This window comes from Streptomyces sp. HPF1205 (genome assembly GCF_020400825.1).
Taxonomy (GTDB): Bacteria; Actinomycetota; Actinomycetes; order Streptomycetales; family Streptomycetaceae; genus Actinacidiphila.
The window spans coordinates 525,834-546,383 of record NZ_JAINVH010000001.1 but is presented as its reverse complement, the minus strand read 5'-3'; the positions used below and the strand labels follow the sequence as shown (position 1 = coordinate 546,383).

General features: G+C 73.2%; 11 protein-coding genes. 4 read left to right on the top strand and 7 right to left on the bottom strand.

What is annotated here, in order from left to right:
• Nucleotides 1-545: 545 nt before the first annotated feature.
• From K7G61_RS02285 to K7G61_RS02265, 5 genes are all read right to left on the bottom strand, one after another.
• A complete protein-coding gene (locus tag K7G61_RS02285; RefSeq protein ID WP_225844793.1) occupies nt 546-3,782 on the bottom strand; it encodes an RICIN domain-containing protein in 3,237 nt (1,078 codons plus the stop codon).
• Nucleotides 3,783-4,336: 554 nt separating this feature from the next.
• Nucleotides 4,337-5,098, bottom strand: a complete 762-nt coding sequence (locus tag K7G61_RS02280) for a carbohydrate ABC transporter permease (protein ID WP_225844860.1) — start codon at nt 5,096-5,098, stop codon at nt 4,337-4,339.
• Between the two features lie 128 nt (nt 5,099-5,226).
• Nucleotides 5,227-6,228, bottom strand: a complete 1,002-nt coding sequence (locus K7G61_RS02275; protein ID WP_225844792.1) for a carbohydrate ABC transporter permease — start codon at nt 6,226-6,228, stop codon at nt 5,227-5,229.
• A gap of 288 nt (nt 6,229-6,516) precedes the next feature.
• On the bottom strand, nt 6,517-7,761 hold the full coding sequence (locus tag K7G61_RS02270; RefSeq protein ID WP_374204021.1) for an extracellular solute-binding protein: 1,245 nt from the start codon (nt 7,759-7,761) through the stop codon (nt 6,517-6,519).
• Nucleotides 7,762-7,841: 80 nt separating this feature from the next.
• Nucleotides 7,842-9,782 carry a glycoside hydrolase family 127 protein gene (locus K7G61_RS02265; RefSeq protein ID WP_225844791.1) on the bottom strand — a complete coding sequence of 647 codons (1,941 nt, stop codon included), beginning with the start codon at nt 9,780-9,782 and terminating at the stop codon, nt 7,842-7,844.
• A gap of 266 nt (nt 9,783-10,048) precedes the next feature.
• Between K7G61_RS02265 and K7G61_RS02260 the strand changes: the two genes are divergently transcribed.
• The 3 genes from K7G61_RS02260 (at nt 10,049) to K7G61_RS36820 (ending at nt 14,969) form a co-directional block, all read left to right on the top strand.
• Nucleotides 10,049-11,068: a LacI family DNA-binding transcriptional regulator gene (locus K7G61_RS02260; protein ID WP_225844790.1), complete on the top strand. Its 1,020-nt coding sequence runs from the start codon at nt 10,049-10,051 to the stop codon at nt 11,066-11,068.
• A 245-nt stretch (nt 11,069-11,313) separates the two neighbouring features.
• Nucleotides 11,314-13,161 carry an ABC transporter ATP-binding protein gene (locus tag K7G61_RS36825; protein WP_225844789.1) on the top strand — a complete coding sequence of 616 codons (1,848 nt, stop codon included), beginning with the start codon at nt 11,314-11,316 and terminating at the stop codon, nt 13,159-13,161.
• On the top strand, nt 13,158-14,969 hold the full coding sequence (locus K7G61_RS36820) for an ABC transporter ATP-binding protein (protein ID WP_308190569.1): 1,812 nt from the start codon (nt 13,158-13,160) through the stop codon (nt 14,967-14,969). The genes K7G61_RS36825 and K7G61_RS36820 overlap by 4 nt, the downstream gene beginning before the upstream one ends.
• 62 nt (nt 14,970-15,031) lie before the next feature.
• On the opposite strand, the gene K7G61_RS02240 is transcribed toward K7G61_RS36820, so the two are convergent.
• Nucleotides 15,032-18,361 carry a tetratricopeptide repeat protein gene (locus tag K7G61_RS02240; protein WP_308190568.1) on the bottom strand — a complete coding sequence of 1,110 codons (3,330 nt, stop codon included), beginning with the start codon at nt 18,359-18,361 and terminating at the stop codon, nt 15,032-15,034.
• A gap of 95 nt (nt 18,362-18,456) precedes the next feature.
• Nucleotides 18,457-18,813, bottom strand: a complete 357-nt coding sequence (locus K7G61_RS02235; RefSeq protein WP_225844788.1) for a trypco2 family protein — start codon at nt 18,811-18,813, stop codon at nt 18,457-18,459.
• 390 nt (nt 18,814-19,203) lie between these two features.
• Between K7G61_RS02235 and K7G61_RS02230 the strand changes: the two genes are divergently transcribed.
• Nucleotides 19,204-20,394, top strand: a complete 1,191-nt coding sequence (locus K7G61_RS02230; protein WP_225844787.1) for a DUF3103 family protein — start codon at nt 19,204-19,206, stop codon at nt 20,392-20,394.
• Nucleotides 20,395-20,550 lie beyond the last annotated feature (156 nt).

Below are 20,550 nucleotides of genomic sequence, written 5' to 3'. Positions count from 1 at the left end.
TTGAGCATTGCCTCAGCCGAGAACTGCGTCGGCGGGGAGCCGCCCGTCCTGCGGGAACCCCGTCGTCCTGTGCACGGCACGTACCGCTGCGCAAGAGGGCAACGGTTTTTCCAGCGGCCAACGTAGAAGCGCGGGGATGCCGGGTCAAGAGATCGCGCACGGCTACTTTGCCGCGCGGCGCGGGGGTTGACCCGCTCCGGCCCCCGCCCGTGCGTGGGCAGACGGTTTCTCGCCAGGACCCCACCCCCCGCGCACCTGCGCGAAGCCGCGGCCCGGCAGCCGCGAGGGGTCCGGCGGACCGCGCCTCCCCCACGGCGGATTCCGCCCCGTTGCGGAAAACGGATTGCCCAGTCGATGAACAGCGCGGTCGTGCGAAACGGCCCGGCCACCGACCGGTACGGGGGGGGACGACGAAGGGTGGCCGCCGCGGTGTCGGACCGCGGCGGCCACCCTCGTGATGCCGGCCGTCCCAGGCCGTCGGGTCGCCGGCTGTCAGGCTGTCAGACCGTCAGGACATCGGGCCGGATGCTTCCTGCGGCCGTCGGCTACGCCGTGACCTGCACGGTCGCGGTGGCGGACAGGGATCCGCCGTTCTCCGTGGCGGTGACCGTCCACGTCCCGGGCGCGGTGTCCGCCGGGATCCGCAGGGAGACCTCGGCGGCGCCGTTGACGTCGGTGGTGACCGAGCCGAGCGGGGTCGATCCGAGGGTGAGGTCGACGACCGAGTACCGGTGGAACCCGGTCAGGGTGAAGGTCTCCCACTCGCCGGCGGCGACCTCGGCCGGGCTCGCCTTGACCGCCGTCGCGGGGTCTTCCGCGATCCGCACGGTCAGGCTCTTGGTCAGCGAGGTGTTGCCCGCCTTGTCCACCGCGCGGTAGCCGACGACGTAGTCGCCCACGGTGTCGAAGGTGACCGGGGTGCCGGCCGCCACGGTGGTCCAGTCGCCGCCGTTGACGTTGTACGACAGCGTGTCCACCCCGGAGAACGGGTCGCTCGCCCCGAACGTCAGGGAGACGGGGTTACGGGGCGAGCCCTTGGCGGACGACGGGTCCTTGGTGACCGAGGTGACCGGGGCGGTCCTGTCGATGCCGACCGTGAAGGAGCCGGTGGAGCCGTCGAGGACGGCGCCGTCGGACAGCAGGCGCACGCCCACCGTGTTCCGGCCCTGCGCCGCGATCGTGACGGGGTGGACGTAGTCCTCCCACGAGTCGTCGCCGAGGCGGTACTGGATGCGGGCCCCGGGGACGTCCGTGGTCAGGGTGGCCTGGACGTTGCCGGAGTACCAGCCGTTCACCGGCGCCGCCGCCGCTGTCAGCGAGTGGAGCGGGATCAGCGCGGGTGTCAGGGTCCAGAAGTGGTCGGCGGTCGCCGCGTCGGTGGCCGAGGTGTTGGTCGTGGCCGCCGACCCGGGCATGATCGTGCCGTCGCGGCCGCTGCCCGAGGAGTCGAGCGCGGTCGCGCCGCCGGCCTCGTCGAAGGCGTAGTGCACCACGTCGCCGGCGCCGGCCTGGCCGCCGGCCAGAGCGGCCACCTCGGACGCGCTGAGCGCGCGGCCGTAGATGTTGAAGTCGTCGACCGTGGCGTTGAGCGCGGGGTCGCTGCCGTACTGCGACTTGCCGATCCAGTTCCTCGTGCTCGCGCCGAAGGCCGACGGGTGGTTGGTCATCGCGGTGTTGGTGCCGGCCACCTGGCCGTTGACGTACAGGGTGCCGGTGGTGCCCGACAGGGTGACGGTCACCAGGGACCACTGGCCCAGCGGGAGCGTGCCGGTGCCGTTGATCCGCTGCTCGGAGCCGGCGCCGCCGGTGGTGATGGCGTACCGCAGCTCCTTCCCGTCGTTGACGGTGAGGAACATGCTGGCGCCGGAGCCGGTGCCGATGTCGAACAGCCGCGACCACGTGGCGTTGGCGGCCGGCTTCACCCAGGCCGAGACCGTGTAGTCGCCGGTGAGGCCGCTGACCACACCGGTGGGCAGGCTCACGTACCCGGTGGTGTTGCAGAACGAGAGCGCCGAGCCGATCTTCCCGGGCTGCCGCGGCCCGGTCGGGGTGCAGGCGTTGGTGACGGATCCGTCCGTCCACTGGACGACCTGGGCGCCGTCGGCCTTGCTCATGCCGCTGACGGCCAGGACGAGCCCGGTGCCGTAGTCGGCGAACCGGTAGTGCCCCTTGCCGTCGGGTATCGGCTGCCACAGGTGGTCGTCGGTGCCGTCGTCGCTCCACACCACGGCCGGTGCCCCGTTGGCGGTCGAGGCGTCCTGTATGCCGAGTACGAGGCCGCTCTCGGCGTTGACGATCCGGTACAGGCCGGACCCGGCGTCGACGAGTTTCCAGGTCTGCGTCTGGCTGCCGGCCACCGGGCTCGTCTGCTGAACCGGCGTGCCCGAGGTGGTGCCCGAGCCGGCGGTGTCGAGAGCGAGGCCGCTGTTGACGTTGCTGATCGTGTACGTGCCGGCCAGGCTCTTGTCCGGCCCGGTCGCCGGGGTGACCACGACGTGGTAGCCGTAGGCCGGGTTCATCACCACGGGAACGGTGATCGACCCGTCGGACCCCACGGTGTAGTTCGTCTCGGAGATCGTGACCGGTCCTGAGACCGCGGTCGTGCGCCCGTAGGAGGGGGTGAACTCCAGCTTCACGTTGACGTTCTGGCCGAGGTCGAGCTTGTCCAGTCCGTCGATCCGCAGGGCCGAGGGGCCGGAGGCGCCACCGGTGAGGACGTCGAGTTCCTTCTTGTCGTCGGTGACGGAGGCGGCCGCGTCGATGCCGGTCTGGGCGGGCGGGGTGGTGGTGACCATGTTCCCGCTCATGTCGGCGTACCACTTGTAGAGCCAGTAGGCGCCGTTGGGGCTGCCGCCCTGTCCGGTGAGGAGGTCGCCCAGCGCCCCGGACTGGTTCCAGAAGGCGAGTTCGGCGTCGTGCACGCCCAGCCGCTCGAACTTGGCGATGTAGCCCACCAGATTGCCGGGGATGCCCACCTCGGCCGGGGCGGCGTACTCCTCGATCGCGATCGGCCGCGGGCTGATGCCGTACTTCTTCTCCAGGTCGGTGACGGTGGCGATGTCACCGGCGATCTTGGAGGAGCGTTCCAGCTCGTGCCAGGCGATGATGTCCGGCACGGTGTCGGTCGCCACCGCGTTCTTCAGGAAGTTGTCCATGTCGCCGATGTTGTCCGAGAAGCTCGGGCCCTGGATCGGCGTCGTGGTGTCCTTGGAGCGGATCTCGCGGTAGGTCTTGGTCCAGAAGTCCTCGAAGGTGCCGTTGGCGGACTTCCAGGTGTTGTCGGACTCGTTCCAGGGCGCGTACGCGGCCAGGTTCGTGATCCCCGACGCCTTGACCTGCGCGATCTGGTCGTCGACCACGCCCAGCCAGGTGTCCCAGCTGAACTGGTACGGCCAGCCGGCGTAGTAGTCCGACAGCCGGTCGACCACCACCGCTCCCGCGGCCGCGGCCTTCGGGGCGACGGTGATGATGTCGCCGGTCGGCTGCTGGCGGCCGCCCTGGGGCTTTTGCACGAAGGTGTTCGGCTTGATCGCGGCGACCAGGCTGTCGGCCGGGGTCGTGGCGTTGGCCAGGCCGTACAGGCTGCCGGTGGCGACGTGGGTGACCGGGCGGAACGGTTCGTCGGCGTGGATGGCGATCGTGTTGGCCGCCGACGGCCCCGAGGTACCCGCGGCCTGGGCCGACGGTACGGCAACTGCCGCCCCGGCGGCGGCCACCGCGAAGACCGCGAGCACGGCCGCCGGCCGCGCCCCCGCTCTTCGCGCTCGTCTGGTCCTGTGCATGTGTCGCTCCTTTGGATGGGTTCGCCGGCGCCGCCGCGGAGCCGGGTGGTGCTCGGCGGGTTCCCTCGCGGGATGGGGGGCACCGATTCGGGCGGTCCTCGTCCTGCGGCATGGCGTGCCTGTGGACGGTTCGTGGGAAGGTGCCGTCGAGTCGGCGTGGGGACCGGCCGCGTGGCTCGGGAGGTGCGGCGAGCGAAAGGAATGAGCAAAGCCTTTTCCAAGGCTGAAACCTATGGTTGACGCAACCGGTCGTCAAGCGTGCCGGAGCAACTTTTTCCGTGACAGCCCAAGTGCCCGCCCGCGGGGGTGGACAGCAGCAGGAAGAAGGGACTTTCACCCGGGAGAAAACCGTTGCGCAGGCACCGACGACAACGGTCCCGAACCATGAGGAACGGGACCGCGCCGGAACACCGGTCCCTGCCGGGACCGGTGTTCCTCGGGGGACTCGGTCCTTGCCGGACCTCGGCCCTTGGTGTTCTTGAGACCTCACTTCCTGACGGGACTCGGTGCGCGACTCGGCTCGGTGCTCGACGGGACTCAGCCCTCGGCCGGACTCAGTCCTTGACGGCGCCCGCGGTGACCCCGGCGGCGACGTAGCGCTGGGCGAGGACCAGGAGGACGGCGGCGGGGATGGAGGCGACGACGGCGGTGGCCATGATCGCGTTCCATTCCTGGTTGTTGTTGCCGATGTACTTGTAGATGCCGAGGGTGATGGGCCGCATGCTGCCGCCGCCGTCGAGGGTGTTGGCGAAGACGAAGTCCGACCAGGCCCACAGGAAGCTGAACAGCGACACGGTGACGATCGCGTTCCTGCTGACCGGCAGGACCACCGACCAGAAGGTCCGCCAGGAGTCGGCGCCGTCGATCTTGGCCGCGGCCATGAGCTCGTCCGGGATGCCGGACATGAAGGCCGTGAAGATCATGACGCCGAACGGGACGGCGATGGTGGAGTCGGCGACCACCAGGCCCCACCAGGTGTTCATGATGCCCAGGTTGAGGAAGATCCCGTAGAAGCCCATCGCCATCACGATGCCGGGGATCATCTGCGCGATCAGCAGCACCAGGCCGACCACGCCGCCGCCGCGCGGGCGCAGCTTGGCCATGGCGTAGCCGGCGGGCGCCGAGAGCACCAGCGTCAGCGCGACCGTGCCCAGGCCGACAAGGAGGCTGACCCACAGGTACGGCAGCTGGTCGTCCAGGACCGAGCGGTAGCCGCTGAAGGTGGGGTGCAGCGGCAGCAGGTCGGGCGGGTCCTTGCGCATGTCCTGCTGCGGGGTGAGCGAGACGTTGATCATCCAGTACACCGGGAACAGCATGAGCGCGGTGAGCACGATCCCGATGGCGGTGTACCGGCGCGAGGTCTTGCGGACACGGCGGCGGTGCGCCGGCACGGTGTGGTGGGCCGGGGCGGGAACGGGAGCGGCGGCGGGAGCCGGGGTGGTGGTCATGCGCCCTGCCTCCTTTGCACGCGGATGTAGAACAGCCCGAAGACCAGGGCGATCAGGATGAGGATGTTGCCGACGGCGGCGCCGGGGCCGAACTCCGGCAGCAGCGAGCCGAAGCCGAGCCGGTAGGACCAGGTGGCCAGGGTGGACGAGGAGTCGCCCGGCCCGCCCTTGGTCATGATCCAGATCAGGTCGAACACCTTGAGCGTGTAGATCAGGCCGAGCAGCAGGGTGATCGCGGAGACCGGCCGCAGCAGCGGGAAGGTGATCCGCCGGAACTGCTGCCAGGTGCTCGCGCCGTCCAGCGCCGCCGCCTCGTACAGCTCGGCCGGGATGTTCTGCAGGCCGCTGTAGAGGATGACCAGGTTGAACGGGATGCCGATCCAGATGTTGGCGATGATCACCGAGGTCAGCGCCCAGGAGGGCGAGGTGAGCCAGTCCACCTTGCCGACGCCGATCAGGTGCAGTCCGTAGTTGACCACGCCGGACTCGCTGTTGAGCATCCACGACCAGGTCGAGGCGGACACGATCAGCGGCAGCAGCCAGGGGATCAGGAACAGCGCCCGCAGGGTGGGGGCCAGCCGGAAGCCCCGGTTGAAGAACACCGCGAGCGCCAGTCCGAGGACGTACTGGAAGAGGATCGACACGAAGGTGAAGACCATCGTGTTGCGCAGGGCGGTGCCGAACGTCGGGTCGTGCAGGACCTGGTGGAAGTTGTCCCACCCGGAGAAGGGCGCCCCGCCCTGCACGAACGAGCGGACCGTGTAGTGCCGCACCGACAGGTCCACGTTGCGGTACAGCGGATAGGCGTAGAAGGCGCCGAGGTAGGCGACGACCGGGGCCAGGAAGGCCCAGGCGGCGAGCTGCGAGGCGCGCGGGCCGCCGCGGCGCCGGCCGGCACGCGGCCGGCGCCTGCCGTCGGCCGCGGGGCCGGGGTCCCCGCCGGTCGCCCCGGACGCGCCCGGCGGCCGCTTGAGGCCGTCGGCGTGGGCGGTGGTCATACGAGCTCCTAGATCACAAAAGGCTGCGCGGGCGGGTACCAGCACCGCCCCGTCGTACACCGGTACCGTCGCGGCGCCGGGGGAGGCTCCGGACGCCGCGACGGTACCCAGGAGCGCGCTGAGGATCCATGCCGGGCTCCCGACGGCCCGGATCCTCAGCGCGGTCCGGAGGCCGTCGTGCCGCCGGGACGGGCGGCGGCACGACGGGGCCCTGCTCCCGGGTGCCGGACCGGTCCGGTCCGGCACCCGGCCGCACTGGTCCGCCCCCGACGGGGGCGGCGCGTACCGTCAGTTCTGGTGGTTCTCGACGGCTTTCTGCGCGGCCTGGAGCGCCGCCTGCGGGCTCTTGCCGCCGGACAGCGCACCCTGCACGGCCGTCCACAGCTGCTGGGAGATGACGGGGTACTTGGTGCCCAGGCCGCCGCTGGTGCGGCCCCGGGCGGCGCCGACCGCGTCCACCCACGGCTTGAGGTCGGGGTTCTGGCTGACCTGCTGGCTCTGCACGCCGGCGGTGGGAGCGACGTACGACAAGGTCGTGTCGGTGGTCAGCAGGTTGGCGTCGTTGGTCAGGCAGGAGACGATCTTCGCCGAGGTCTTGTAGCGGGCGGCGTCCTTCTGGACCGGCACGGTCACGAACTCGCCGCCGGTCGGCGCGGGGGCCGGTCCGCCGTCGCGGGCCGGGATCGAGATGACGCCGTAGGGGAAGCCGGCCTTCTTGGCGTTGGCCAGCTGCCAGGTGCCGTTCTCACCGAAGGCGTAGCTGCCGGTGGCGAACTCCTGCCAGCTCGTGGTCTGGGTGTTGTTCAGCACGTCGTTGGGCGCCAGTCCCTTGGAGACCCAGTCCTTCCACAGCGACAGCGCGGACTGGCCGTCGGCGTTGTCCAGGTGGGTCAGGTCGCCCTTGGCGCCCCAGAACCAGGGCAGGAACTGGAAGCTGCCCTCCTCGGTGCCGATCGCGGAGAAGGTGATGCCCTTCTTGCCGGCCGCCTTGACCTTCTCCAGTGCCGCGGTCAGCGAGGCCCAGTCCTTGATGGAGGCGGGGTCGACGTGCGCGGCGGCCAGCACGTTCTTGTTGTAGTACAGCGCCAGGGTGTTGGCGCCGATGGGGACGCCGTACGGGGCGCCGTCCAGGACGCCGGCGCCGATGATGTTGCTCTGGATCGAGGCGGTCGGGATGCCGACGTCGCTCATCTTGTTCAGGATCCCGGCCTGCACCAGCGTGGAGACGACCGGGTTGTCGACCAGCATCACGTCCGGGTCGTTGCCCTGCTGCGCGGCCAGCAGCGCCTTGTTGCCCAGGTCGGTGGTGTCGTACGCGGTGCGCTTGACGGTGACGCCCGCCTTGGTGCCGCAGGCGGCGACCAGCTTCCCCCAGGCCGAGGAACCGTCGAACTGCGGGTAGGGGTCCCAGAACGTGTAGGTGCCCGAAGCTGCGGACGAGGACGAGCCGCCGCCCGAGCCGCCGCAGGCGGCGACCATGGTCAGTGCGCTGCAGGCCGCGACCGCAGCGACGACGGTGCGTGTGTGTCTCATGGCGTTCCTTGACTGGTGCGTGAGGGATACGGGACGTACGGGTCGGGAGGTTGCGGCGGCGGGGTGCGGCGGGTTGTGGCCTAGCTGGTGGGGACCCATACCCGCATCGCTCCGTCCTCGCGGTTGGCCCAGGAGTAGTAGGGGACGGCGGTCAGGGCCGGACCGGCGTCGTGCCGCGGGGTGGACCGGGCGTCGGTGTGGGCGGGCCCGGCGGTGGTGCGGTAGGGCCACCAGCCGTCGTTCGGCAGGGTGCGCCGGTACCCGGCGGCCGTCACGGTCGTGACGCCGCCGAGAAGCTCGGGGTGTTCTTCCTCGGTGAGCGGACCGGTGGGGTCGAGGACGACGTCGTCCAGGCCGCCGGGGTTGTCCACGCCTTCCAGGCAGTAGACGAGCGGGCCGCGCTCGATCGCGACGCAGCCGCGGACCGCGTCCACCCGGGGGTCGGCCTCGACCAGGCGCGGCGCCATGTCCAGCTCCAGCACCACCTCCTCGCCGGCCGTCCACGCGCGCTCCAGCCGCAGCCAGCCGTCGTCCGCGGCAGCGGGCACGTCCTGGCCGGCCACGGACACCCGGTGGCCGGCGCACCACTGCGGGACGCGCAGGGACAGCGTCCACGGCCGGTCCGCCGGCCCCTCCTCCACGGTGACGCGGACGGTGCCCGACCAGGGGAAGTCCGTCTCGACGCGCACGGCGGCCGGGGCGTCGCCGAGCAGCCCGCCGTAGCGGCCGGTGGCGTACTGGTGCAGCTGCAGGCCGCCGGCGTCGGTGGAGGCGACGTAGTGCTCCAGGCTCGCCAGCAGGCGCATGACGTTGGGCGGGCAGCAGGCGCAGCGGAACCAGCGGGTGCGGCGCGCGGACTGGTCGCCGCCGGTGTCGGTGTGGCCGTCGCGGACCTGGAGCGGGTTGACGTAGAGCCACCGCTCGCCGTCCAGCGAGACGCCGGCCAGGAAGCCGTTGAACAGGGTGCGCTCGATCAGGTCGCTGTAGCGGGCCCGGCCGGTCAGCAGCGCCATCCGCCAGCCGAAGTGGACGGAGGCGACGGCCGCGCAGGTCTCGCAGTACGCCCGCTCGTTGGGCAGCTCGAACGGGTCGCCGAAGTCCTCCTCGTCGTGGTGGGCGCCGAGGCCGCCGGTGACGTGGGTCTTGGTCGCCACCATCGCCGTCCACAGCCGCTCGCACGCCGCCAGCAGCTCGCCGTCGCCCGTCTCGGCCGCCAGGTCGGCCGCCGCGGCCAGCAGGTACAGCTGCCGCACCGCGTGTCCCTCCACGTTCTCCTGCTCGCGCAGCGGCACCCGGTCCTGGCAGTACGCCTCGCCGCCCAGCAGCCCGTGGCCGTGACGGTCCACGAAGTACGCCGCCAGGTCCAGGTAGCGCCGCTCCCCGGTCTCCCGGTAGAGCTCGACCAGGGCCGTCTCCACCTCCGGGTGACCGTCGAAACCGTCGATCGGCTTGTCCGGGCCGAAGGTGGCGTCGATCTGGTCGGCGAACCGCACCGCCACCTCCAGCAGCGCCTTGTCGCCCGTGGACCGGTGGTGCGCGACGGCCGCCTGGATCAGGTGGCCCGCGCAGTACAGCTCGTGGCCCCAGCGCAGATCCGTGTAGCGGCCGGCGCCCTTCCCCGCCTGGAACCACGTGTTGAGGTAGCCGTCCGGCTGCTGCGCGGCGGCCACCAGCGCGGTGATCCGCTCCACGTCCGCGGCCAGGGCCGGGTCGTGGGCGTGGCCGAGCTGCCAGGACGCCGCTTCCAGCCACTTGTGGACGTCGGAGTCCATGAACGGGTAGTCGCCCCGGAACTCCCCCTCGGCCTTCCCCGCCGCCAGCCGCAGGTCGTGCAGGTTCCCCGCGGACTCCAGCAGCTCGGGGCCCTGCGGAATCCCCACCCGGGCATTGACCTCGCGGCGGTCGCGCCAGAAGCCGCCCCGGATGTCCGCCGTGACGGCGGGGCGCAGCACGGTCCGAGCCCCGGGGCCCGGCCGGACGGGGCCGGCCGGGACGTGCGGTGACGGATTGCTGTGGGACATGGGACTCCCTGGGAAGTACGGTGAGCGAGGGGCGGGTCACCCGTCATGCGGGCCTGCCGCGGCGACGCGGGTGACAGGACCGTCGGCGGGCCGCCGCAGCTTCGGAAAAATTGGGAAACGGTTTTTCTTCCCCCGAAAGCTAGGAGCGCGCTCCCGCGTGCGTCAAGACTCGCGCAGACCCCAGAATCCATTTTCCCGTAACACTTGGGATACGAGCGGCATGCTGGCAGGATGGGGGCAACCTGTAGGTGAGCAAAGGATTGTCCGTGACAGAGACTGACAGGCGCCCGACGCTGGGGCGGGTGACGCTCGCCGACGTGGCGACCCTGGCCGGCGTCAGCGTGGGCACCGCTTCCAAGGCCCTGCGGGGCAACGGCCGCATGCGGCCCGAGACCCGTGAGCGAGTGCTGGAAGCGGCGCGGCGCCTGGACTTCCAGCCCAACGAGGCCGCTCGCGCGCTTCTGGCCGGACGCACCTGGACGGTCGGCCTGATCACCACCGACGGCATCGGCCGCTTCAGCACCCCCGTCCTGCTCGGGGCCGAGGACGCGCTCGGCGCCGGGAAGATCTCCGTCCTGCTGTGCGACACCCGCGGCGACGCCATCCGCGAACGCCACTACGTCCAGACCCTCCTGGCCCGCCGGGTGGACGGGATCATCGTCACCGGCCGCCGTACCGACCCCCGCCCGCCGCTGCAGGGCCTGCAGAACGTCCCGACCGTCTACGCCCTGACCCCTTCGGAGGATCCGCGGGACATGTCGGTCGCCTCCGACGACGAGGGCGGCGCCCGCCTCGCCGTGGAGCACCTGATCAACTCCGGCCGCCGCCGCATCGCCCACGTCTCCGGTCCGGCCCATCACGCCGCCGCCCGCCACCGCGCCCGGCTCACCGAGGACCTGCTCGGGCAGAACGGGCTGGAACTGTCCGGCGGCCACGTCCACTTCGGCGACTGGAGCGAGGCGTGGGGCCGCCGGGCCGCCCGGAGCGTGCTGCGGACGGCGCCCGACACCGACGCCTTCTTCTGCGGCAACGACCAGATAGCGCGCGGCGTCACCGACACCCTCCGCGAGGACGGCCACCGCGTCCCCGACGACATCGCCGTCGTCGGCTACGACAACTGGGACATCATGGCCCTCGCCTCCCGCCCACCGCTGACGACCATCGACATGAACCTCGGCGAGATCGGCCGGATAGCCGCCCTGCGACTGCTGGACGCCATCGACGGGCGGGGCACCACCGGCGTGGAGACCGTCCCGTGCGGGCTGGTCCTGCGCGAGTCGGCCTGACCGGGTGATCACGGGGCCGCGGACCGCTTGGCCGCGGGCCCGCTGACGACCGGGGGGCCGCGAGGCCGCCCGGCCGGCGCGGATGCGGGTGCCGGTGCCGGCGGGGTCGGTGCGGGTCCCGGTCCGGCACGGTCGGCGGGGCCTGGCGCGGTGCGTGGCCGGGACGGGGCGCGGCCGCGTAAATCCGGTTGCGGCGGAAGGTGTTCGACACGAGCATCGGGGCCTTCCGGCCGGGCGGAGGGACCGTGGGACTCACTGTAAGCGACCGATCCTTGCTCCTGCGGCCGCTGCGGGACGCCGGGGGCCCGCTGCTCACCGGCTACGTACTGCTGCGGGTGGCGGAGGCCCTGGTGCCGGCCGCCGGCGCGGTCACCATGGCCTGGCTGGTCTCGCGGCTCGGCGCGGGCAGCGGTGGCGAGGTGTTCGCCGAGGCACTCGGGCCGCTGCTCGCCTTCGGGGCGGTCCTGCTCGCCGGGCACGTCGTCGACGCGCTGGTGGAGCCGCTGGGGTTCCTCGCCCAGGCCCGGATGGACGGTGCGCACCGGGCCCGCGTCGCCCGGCTCGCGGCGGGCAGCCACACCATCGGCGCCCTGGAGCGGCCGCAGGTGCAGGAGCAGATCCGGCTGGCCCGCGCCGACCCGGACAACTGGACCGAACGCACCCCGGGCCAGGGCGCGCTGGCGCAGGTCGGCGAGTTCGTCCGGATCCTGGGCATCGCCGCCTCGTGCCTGGTGCTGGCCCGCTACGCCTGGTGGCTCGTCCCCGTCGTACTCCTCACCGCGATCACCGCCCGCTCCCTCGCGTACCGGCAGGGCCTGGACTTCATGCGCCTGTGGCTGGCCGGAACCCCGCACGGACGGCGTGCCCACATGTGGGAGGAGGTGCTCAGCGGTCCCGCGGAGGCGAAGGAGGTGCGGGTCTTCGGCTTCGCCGAGTGGGCGGTGCGGCGCGAGCAGCACCACATCCACGGCATGTTCGACCCCGCCTGGGCGGCGAGCGCGCGCCACCTCAACCAGCAGTGGGCCAGGACCGCCCTGACGGTGCTCGGCCTGGCCGCGGCCTATGTGCCGGTGGCCCTGGACGCCGCCCACGGTACGCGGACGGTGGCGGTCGAGACCGCCGTGTTCGCGGCGGCCTGGTCGGTGTTCACCGGGCTGGGCGGCCTCGACTGGCGCAGCCGCGTCGGCGCCCTGCCGGCGCTGCGGGCGGCCAGGAGGCTGGAGCGGGAGCTGAGCGCTCCCGCCGCCCCGTCCGCCCCCGCCGCCCCAACTCCCGCGAGCGTGCCCGAGGGCGCGCCCCTGGTCCGCTTCGAGGGGGTGGAGTTCGGCTACCCCGGCACCGGCCGCAAGGTCCTCGACGGCCTGGACCTGGAGATCCGCCCCGGGGAACTGCTGGCCGTCGTCGGCCTCAACGGCGCCGGCAAGTCGACCCTGATCAAGCTGCTCTCCTCGCTGTACGAACCCACCGCCGGCCGGATCACCGCCGACGGCACCGACATCGCCGCGATCGGGCCGGCCGCCTGGCGCCGCCGGATCGCCGTCGTCTTCCAGGACTTCGTCCGCTACCACCTCACCCTCGCCGACAACGTGACCCTCGGCCAGTGCGACGGCACCGCACCCGACCTCGCCCGCGCCGAAGCCGCCGCCCGCGACGCGGGGCTCGACGAGGTGCTGACCCGGCTGCCGCTGGGCTGGGACACCCCGCTGGCCCGTTCCCGTACCGGCGGGGTGGACCTGTCCGGCGGCCAGTGGCAGCAGGTGGTGCTCGCCCGCGCGCTGTACGCGGTGCGCAGCGGCGCCCGGTTGCTGGTACTGGACGAGCCGACCGCGCACCTGGACGTGCGCACCGAGTTCGACGTCTTCTCCCGGCTGGCCGCGCACCGGGGCGGCAGCAGCGTCGTCCTGATCTCCCACCGGCTGTCCACGGTCCGCCAGGCCGACCGCATCGTGGTGCTCGACGGCGGCCGGATCACCGAGTCCGGCACCCATGACGAACTGATGGCCCTCGGCGGCTCCTACGCCACCATGTTCGCCATCCAGGCCGAGCGCTTCGCCGCCGGCTTCGACGACCGCGTCGAGGAGGAGCTCCTGTGAGGCGGTACCTCGCCCTGTGGGCCGAACTCTTCCGGCTGTCCTGGCGCAGGAAGCCGCGGCTGGTCTGCGGCATGCTGCTGGTCCGGACGGCCGCCGTGGCCGCCGTCGCCGCCTCCGCGCTGTGCCTGCGCGAGGCCGTCGACGCGGGCCTGGCCCACCGCTCGGGCCCGGCCGTCGCGGCCGCCCTGGGCGCGGCGTTCACGTACGCCGTCACCCAGTACCTGCGCGGTGCGACGGGGAGCCTGCGGATCCTGCTGGTGGAGACGGTCGGGCTGACCGACCTCCAGCAGCGGATCTACCGGGACATCGCGGGCGTCGAGGGCCTGGACCACCTGGAGCGTACGGACTTCCTGGACCGCGTCACCGTCGTCCGCAACAGCGCCTGGGGCATCGCCGACAGCCTGTGGGCCTCGGTCGAGGCGGTGTTCAACGTCCTTGAGGTGGTCGTCGCCCTGGTGCTGCTGGGCACCATGAACCCCTGGCTGCTGTTCCTGCTCGCCTTCGCCGCCGTACCGCTGTGGTTCGACCGGCGCGGCCTGCGGGCGGTGAAGGACGCGGAGACGGCCACGGCGGAGGCCTTCCGGCTGCAGCGGCACCTGTTCGGGCTGGCGACCTCCGCCTCGGCGGGCAAGGAGTTGCGCTTGGCCGGTTCCGGACCCGAACTGGCCCGGCGCCAGCGGGAGGCGTGGGACGAGGCGATGCGCGGCCGTGCCAGGGCCCGGATCGGCGCCGCCGTGTGGAAGCTGTCGGGGTGGGGCCTGTTCACCGCGGGCTTCGTCGCCGGACTGGCGCTGGTGACCCACCGGGCGGCGCACGGCCACGGCACCGTCGGCGACATCGTGCTCACCGTCACGGTGGCCAACAACCTGCGCGAGTCCGTGCACTTCGCGGTCCTGCGCGCCACCGACACGGCGGGCGCGAGCCGGCTCATCGAGCCCTACCTGTGGCTGCGCGACTGGGTCGCGGCGGACCGCGCCCGGGTCCGGGGCACGGCCGGCGGGAGGACACCGGAGGTGCTGCGCGAGGGCATCGTCTTCGAGAACGTCAGCTACACCTACCCCGGCACGGACCGGCTCGCCCTGGACGGGGTCGACGTCACGCTGCCCGCCGGCTCGGTGGTCGCGATCGTCGGGGAGTACGGATCGGGCAAGACGACCCTGGTCAAGCTGCTGGCCAAGTTCTACCGCCCGGACGCGGGCCGCATCACGGTGGACGGCGCCGACCTCGCCGAACTGGACACCGGGCAATGGCGCTCCCGGTCCAGCGCCGCCTTCCAGGACTTCGGCCGCCTGCACACCACCTTCGCCGAGGCGGTGGGGCTCGGCGACCTCGCCCATGCCGAGGACCGCGAACGCGTCGCCGAGGCGGTGCGCGCCGCCGACGCCGAGTCGCTGGTGGCCCGGCTGCCCGACGGGCTGGACAGCCAGCTGGGCCGGGAGTTCGACGGTGTGGACCTCTCCGAGGGCCAGTGGCAGAAGACCGCCCTCGCCCGCGCCTCCATGCGACGCGATCCGCTGCTGTTCGTCCTCGACGAGCCGACCGCCTCCCTGGACGCGCCCAGCGAGGACGCCATCTTCTCCCGCTACATGCTGCGGGCCCGGGAACTGGCCGCCCGTACCGGCGCGGTCACCCTGATCGTCTCGCACCGCTTCTCCACGGTCACCGGCGCCGACCTGATCCTGGTCCTGGACCGCGGCCGGCTGGCCGAGGCGGGCACCCACGAGGAGCTCGTCCGCCTCGGCGGCCGGTATGCCGACCTGTACGCGATCCAGGCCGACGCCTACTCCACGGCGTCCGGGGCCGGCTGAGACGAGGTACGGCCCCCGGATACAGCGGGGCTTCCCGGGTCCCGCCGGTGGCGACGCCCGTCTCACCGCCCGAGCCCGGCCTCCTCGGCCACCGCCGCCCTCGCTTCCTCGTCGCGGCCGAGCGCGGCCAGGTGACGCGCCTGCTTGCGCAGGGCCTTGGCCAGGGCGCGGGTGAACATCGCGGGCTGGTGGGCGGCCAGCCGGCGCCGGATGAGGACGGCCTCGCCGACGGCCGCCACCGCCTCCTCGTGGCGGCCCACGGCCGAGAGCCGGGACGCGAGGTTGCTCAGGGAGGTGGCGAGGTGGGGTTCGTGGACGACGGGCCGGACGGCGGCCAGGCGGCGCCGGATCGCCACCGCCTCGGTGATCGCCGCGAGGGCCTCCTCACGGCGGTCCATCGTCCCCAGCCGCACGGCCAGGTTGTTGAGGCTGAAGGCCAGGGCGGGCAGAGCGGCGTCCGGCACGCTCTCGGCGAGGCGGCGGCGGATCTCCACGGCCTCCTCCACGGCGGCCAGCGCCTCCTCGTCGCGGCCCTCGGCCACCAGACGGGTCGACAGATTGCCCAGGTTGGCGGAAAGTGCCTGCAGGTATTGCTCCGGCCTGCGGGCGACCAGCCGGCGGCGGATGGCCACCGCCTCGCGCACCGCGTCCAGCGCCTCCTCCGTCCGGTCGAACTCCCCGAGCCGCAGCGCGAGGTTGTTCAGGCTCTTGGCGAGATCGTCCTCGTAGAGGTCGGGGCGTTCTGCGGCCAGTCGGCGGCGGATCGCCACGGCTTCGCGGATGGCGGTCAGCGCCTCCTCGTGCTGTCCCAGCGCGGCCAGGCGCAGGCTCAGCGCGTTGACGCTCTCCCCCAGGTGCGCCCGGTCCTCGTGCGCTGCGTCCTCGTACGCCCGGTCCTCGTACGCCCGGTCCTCGTGAGCCCGGTCCTCGTGAGCCCGGTCCTCGTACGCCCGGTCCTCGTGAGTCCGGTCCTCGTACGCCTCCGGCGAGTGGACCTCGCACAGTTCGCGCCAGATGGCGACGGCCTCCCGGCTGGCCTCAAGTCCCTCCTCGTACCGGCGCAGCGCCCCGAGGCGGTACGAGGCGCCGTTCAGGGCGCGCGCGTAGGCGGCCGACCGGGTGGGGCCGCCGGCGCGGCCGCGGTGGTGGCGCACCAGGCGCAGCAGGAGCTGGGCGGCGACATCGGCGAGGTTGTGGCTGCTGTGCGGCAGACGGTCCGCCAGGTCCTGCAGGAGCGAGCCGGGGGTGGCCGGGTCGTCGCTGATCCGGCGCAGGGCCTCGACCAGCGGTTTCGGGTTCTCCGTTCGGGTGGCGACCTCGACGGCCGCCGCGGCCAGCCGGCCGGGGTGCGCGGCGCACAGCGCGGTCAGATCGGGGCCGAGCCGGTCGCGCAGGTCGGGCTGGGCGGCGGCCCGGGTGAGGACGGTGAGCAGCCGGACGGCCTGGGCCGGGCCGGTCCCGGGCAGCAGGCTCTCCGGCAGGCGCGGACGGCGGTGCAGGTGGCGGCCGATGAAGCGCTCGGCGAGCCGGTCGGGCTGGAGGCCGTCCCACACGCGGGCGTCGTCCGGCGGGTACAGGGCGCGGATCCAGGCGCGCACGGCGCCCCGCCGGTCGCGGGGCTGGTCGGACAGGTCCGGCACCCTCGCCAGGAGCGCGTCCGCCTCGTCCGTGTCGTCCGCCCCGCACAGGAACGCGGCGGCCAGGGCGTCGGCGAGGGTGTTCATGGTGAGCTGCGGGTGCAGGTGGTGGGCGGCCGCCACGGCCGTCCAGTACCGGCGCTCGTGGACCAGCAGCCGGTCCTCGACCGTCTCGGTGCCGGCGGCGCGGGCGGCCTGCGCGTCCGGGTCGGCGGGAGGGGTCTCGCCGCCGGGGGCAGGGTCGTCGGGGCCAGGGCGACCGCCGGGGCCGGGGCCTGGGCCGCCGGAGCCTGGGCCGTCGGAGCCGGGGCCGTCGGGGGTACGGCGTTCGGCGGGGTCATCGGGCGCCGGATCGCCGGGGTCCGTGCCGACGCGGTCCGTGCCGGTGGCCGCGTCGAGGAGGTCCGCCAGGGCCGTCATGTGCAGGGTGAGGGCGCTCGCCAGGGCGGGCCCGCCCAGCGCCGGCACGGGCAGGTTCGCGGCCAGCGCCGGCCAGGGGTGGTCCTGCCAGCCCCGTACCCGCCGTAGCCCCGCGGCGAAGCCGTCCGCCGCCGCGCGGTAGGCCGCCTCCCGGTCGCCGGCCTCGGGTTCCAGCGGCTTCAGCGCGGTCACCGGGGCCCCGTCGAGCAGTTCCTCGGCCTCGAAGGAGTCGGCGCGGATGTCGTCCCACCAGTCCTCGGCGGTCCGGGCCAGCAGCACCAGCTTGACCTGGACCGCGCCCTCGTTCCTGCCCAGTGCCCGCAGCAGGGCGGACAGTTGGCGCGGGCGCGTCTCGGCGTAGTCGACCACTACGAGCGTGGGAACGGCGGCCGACGCCAGTACGGCCAGGTCCGCGGCGGGGGCGTCGGGGCGCAGCCACAGCGTGGCCCACCGGGGGGTGCCCTGTCCGAGTTCGGTGGCCAGCTGATGGGCCAGGCGGGTCTTGCCCTGTCCTGCCGGGCCGTGGACCAGCCAGGCGCCGAAGCCCGGTTCGCCGCACCAGGCGCGCATGCGGCTGAGCAGGTCCTCCCGGCCCCGGAACGGCACCACCGCGCGCCGGGCCCGCAGCAGCACGGCGGGGGACGCCAGGAGGCCGCCCGCCGTGGGGCGGGTGTCGCCGGTGTCGGCCAACTGCCGCCACTCCACCGGCTCCAGCGCCTCCCCACCGTCCCGCCCCGCGCCGTGCTCGGCCAACGCCGCCCGGAAGGCCGGATCGTGGTGCAGGACGTAGGCGGGTACGACGCCGAGGCCGGCGTGCCCGAAGCCGTCGAGATCGGCGGCGACCACCCCGACGAGCAGGCCGTCGCTGAAGACCGCGGCCCCGGACAGGCCGCTCCAGGGCGAGGTGCCGTCGGCGGTGGGGGCGGGGACCTCGTGCACGGTGACGACGTGCCGGTTGCCGGCCCTGCCGCTCAAGGGGTTCAGGGTGCCGGTCGCCTGCCAGAGCTCGCGGGGGCGGCCGGGACGCTGGACGACGTCGGGCGACCCGGCGAGGTGGCAGGGTGTGCCCGGCCGGTCGGTCACCAGCCGCCCCCAGCCCGGCCCGGCGTCCTCCGGCGGCACCCAGGCCGGGTCGGTGACGGACAGCAGGGCCGCGTCGTCCCGGCCGCCCGGCGTGCCGCGCCAGACCACGGTGGCCCGGCACATGACCTCGTCGCCCGGCCGGAACACCTCGATCCGTTCGGCGCTCGGGACGACATGCGCCGACGTCAGCACCAGCCGCGGCCCGATCACGTATCCCGAGCCCCGCTCGCCCGGTCCCTCCACGGCCACCACTCGCCGACGGTGCACCTGTCCCCCCTGACGGTCGTTCGGCCGGCCGAATGCGCGGCGGGCCGCATCCCGGACTGGGTCGGTCCGTCGCGCCCGGCTCAGTCCGGGATGCGGTCCGCTGTGCCCACGAGGCCCGCCTGCCCGTCCGTACCGCTGTCGCTGCCGCTGCCGCTGCCGCTGCTGACCAGCAGGTCGCCGCCGGTGGCCTTGCGCGGGGTGAGCGTGAACGACACGCGGTGGGTGCGGCCGCGGGAGACCCCCGCCTCGGCCTCCGCGCCGACGGCCCAGAGCCGGAAGCCCGCCTTGGCCTTCGCGTCGGCACGGATCTCCACCTCGAAGTCCATCTGCACGGGCCCGACCGCGAAGACCAGGCCGGGGTGGTCGCCGCCCGCCCCCGCCGCCGCGATCAGCTCGTCGCGCACCGCCGCGACCGCCTCCACCAAGGGAATGTCCACCGAGCCCCGCCCCTCCGCCTCACGCCTTCGCCCACGGTCCGCCGGCGTACGCCGTCATATCGGCCGTACTCGCGTACCGCGCCGTACTCGCCGTACCGCGCCGACACCACCGTAGAGCGCCGGAGCCGCCGGCACAGGCGAAACGGGCGGCCGGGGTCCCCGCCCGTTCACCTCCGCGCGCACGTCCGACGCCCTTGAGCCGTTCGTCCGCGTCCATCCGGCCAAGCGCGCGGCAATGCGCGCACACGGCCTTGTTTGTGACATGAACATGTTCTACCTTCAAGCTCTACCCGCATAGATCCGCTCGGGTTGGTTTCCGTCCTGAACGCGCACCCCACCACCATCCGCCCCGCGCGGGGCGGATGACGCAGCACGCCTCCGGGAGGACCCTTGAACAGATCGATCACGTGGCGCGGTGCCCTGTCGCTCGTGGCATGCGCGGCCACCGTCGCGGCACTGCAGGGCCTGGCGTCGCCGTCGGCCGTCGCGCGGCCGGAGGCCGCCCCGGCCGCCGCGGCTCCTGCCTCCTCCGCCGCCTCCGCCTCCTCCACCGTCAGCCGGGCCGAGGCGCGGACCGCCCGCTCCCTCGCCGCGTCGCTGGCCGACCCCGTCTGGCGCGCCCAGGTGCGCTCCGCCGCGCTGAGCGGCCACGACGTCGACCTGAGCGCGCTGACGGCGGCCTCCACCACGCCGGCCGGCCGGGCACTGGAAGCCCAGGTGAGCGCGGCCGACCAGCGCATCGCCGCGGCCAAGGGGCTCGGCAAGGACGTCGGCTCCCTGCTCCGCCTGCGCCTCGGCACCCAGGCGATGGCCGCCGGGCTGCGGCCCGGCACGGTCCCCCTGGTGGCGGCGGCCGTCACCGGCGGCAAGGCCTCGACGGCCACCGCCTACGACGCCCAGGGACGCACCCACACCCTCGACGCGCGTACCGCGCCGAAGCAGGCCGTGTACGTGATCGACATCGACGGTACGAAGGCCGCCGCGGCGGGCATGTCGGTCATCAACCGCACCCTTCAGGCGGCCGGCCTCGACGCCGGAACCTCGGCCGCGCCCAAGAGCGCGGCCACCGACCGGGCCGCCGCCGCCACCTCCGGCTACTGGGCCACCAAGCTGGACGCGGTCTACCTGACCGACGACGAGGAACCGTGGATCGAAGGCGACGCCGAGATCTACTCGCTCGTCAGCGGCTTCGGCTGGGACGGGAAGGTCCGCGTCGACTCGGTCGACATGCCGTACCTGGACAACGACCACCACACCTACTACCCGAACCAGCTCGTCATCAACTGGTCCAACTACAAGTACGACGCGGCCGACCTGGTGATGATGGAGTCCGACTCGGGCCAGAACTACCAGTCCCTGGCCATCGCCATCGCCGACGCGCTGCTCTACATCACCGACAACGGCGCCTACCAGCCCCTGGTGGACGCCATCCTCAACGCCATCCCCTCGGCCTGGTACACCAACGACGACGACTACGTCGACTCCTGGTACACCATCACCGAGCAGGAGTCGGGCACCATCCACGGCGCCCGCGGCAACGGCTGGATGACCATCGAGCCCTACTGGGTCGCCGGTCTGTGACCTCCGGCCCACCCGGTCGTCACCCGTCCCGCGGCGAGCCGCCAAGGCCCCGGTGGCCCCTCGTACAGAGGGCCACCGGGGCCGACCGCTTCCGGGTCGGGCCCGTGGCCGGGAACGCAGGCTTCAAACGGCCGTTCGGGGGCAACGGAGCGTACG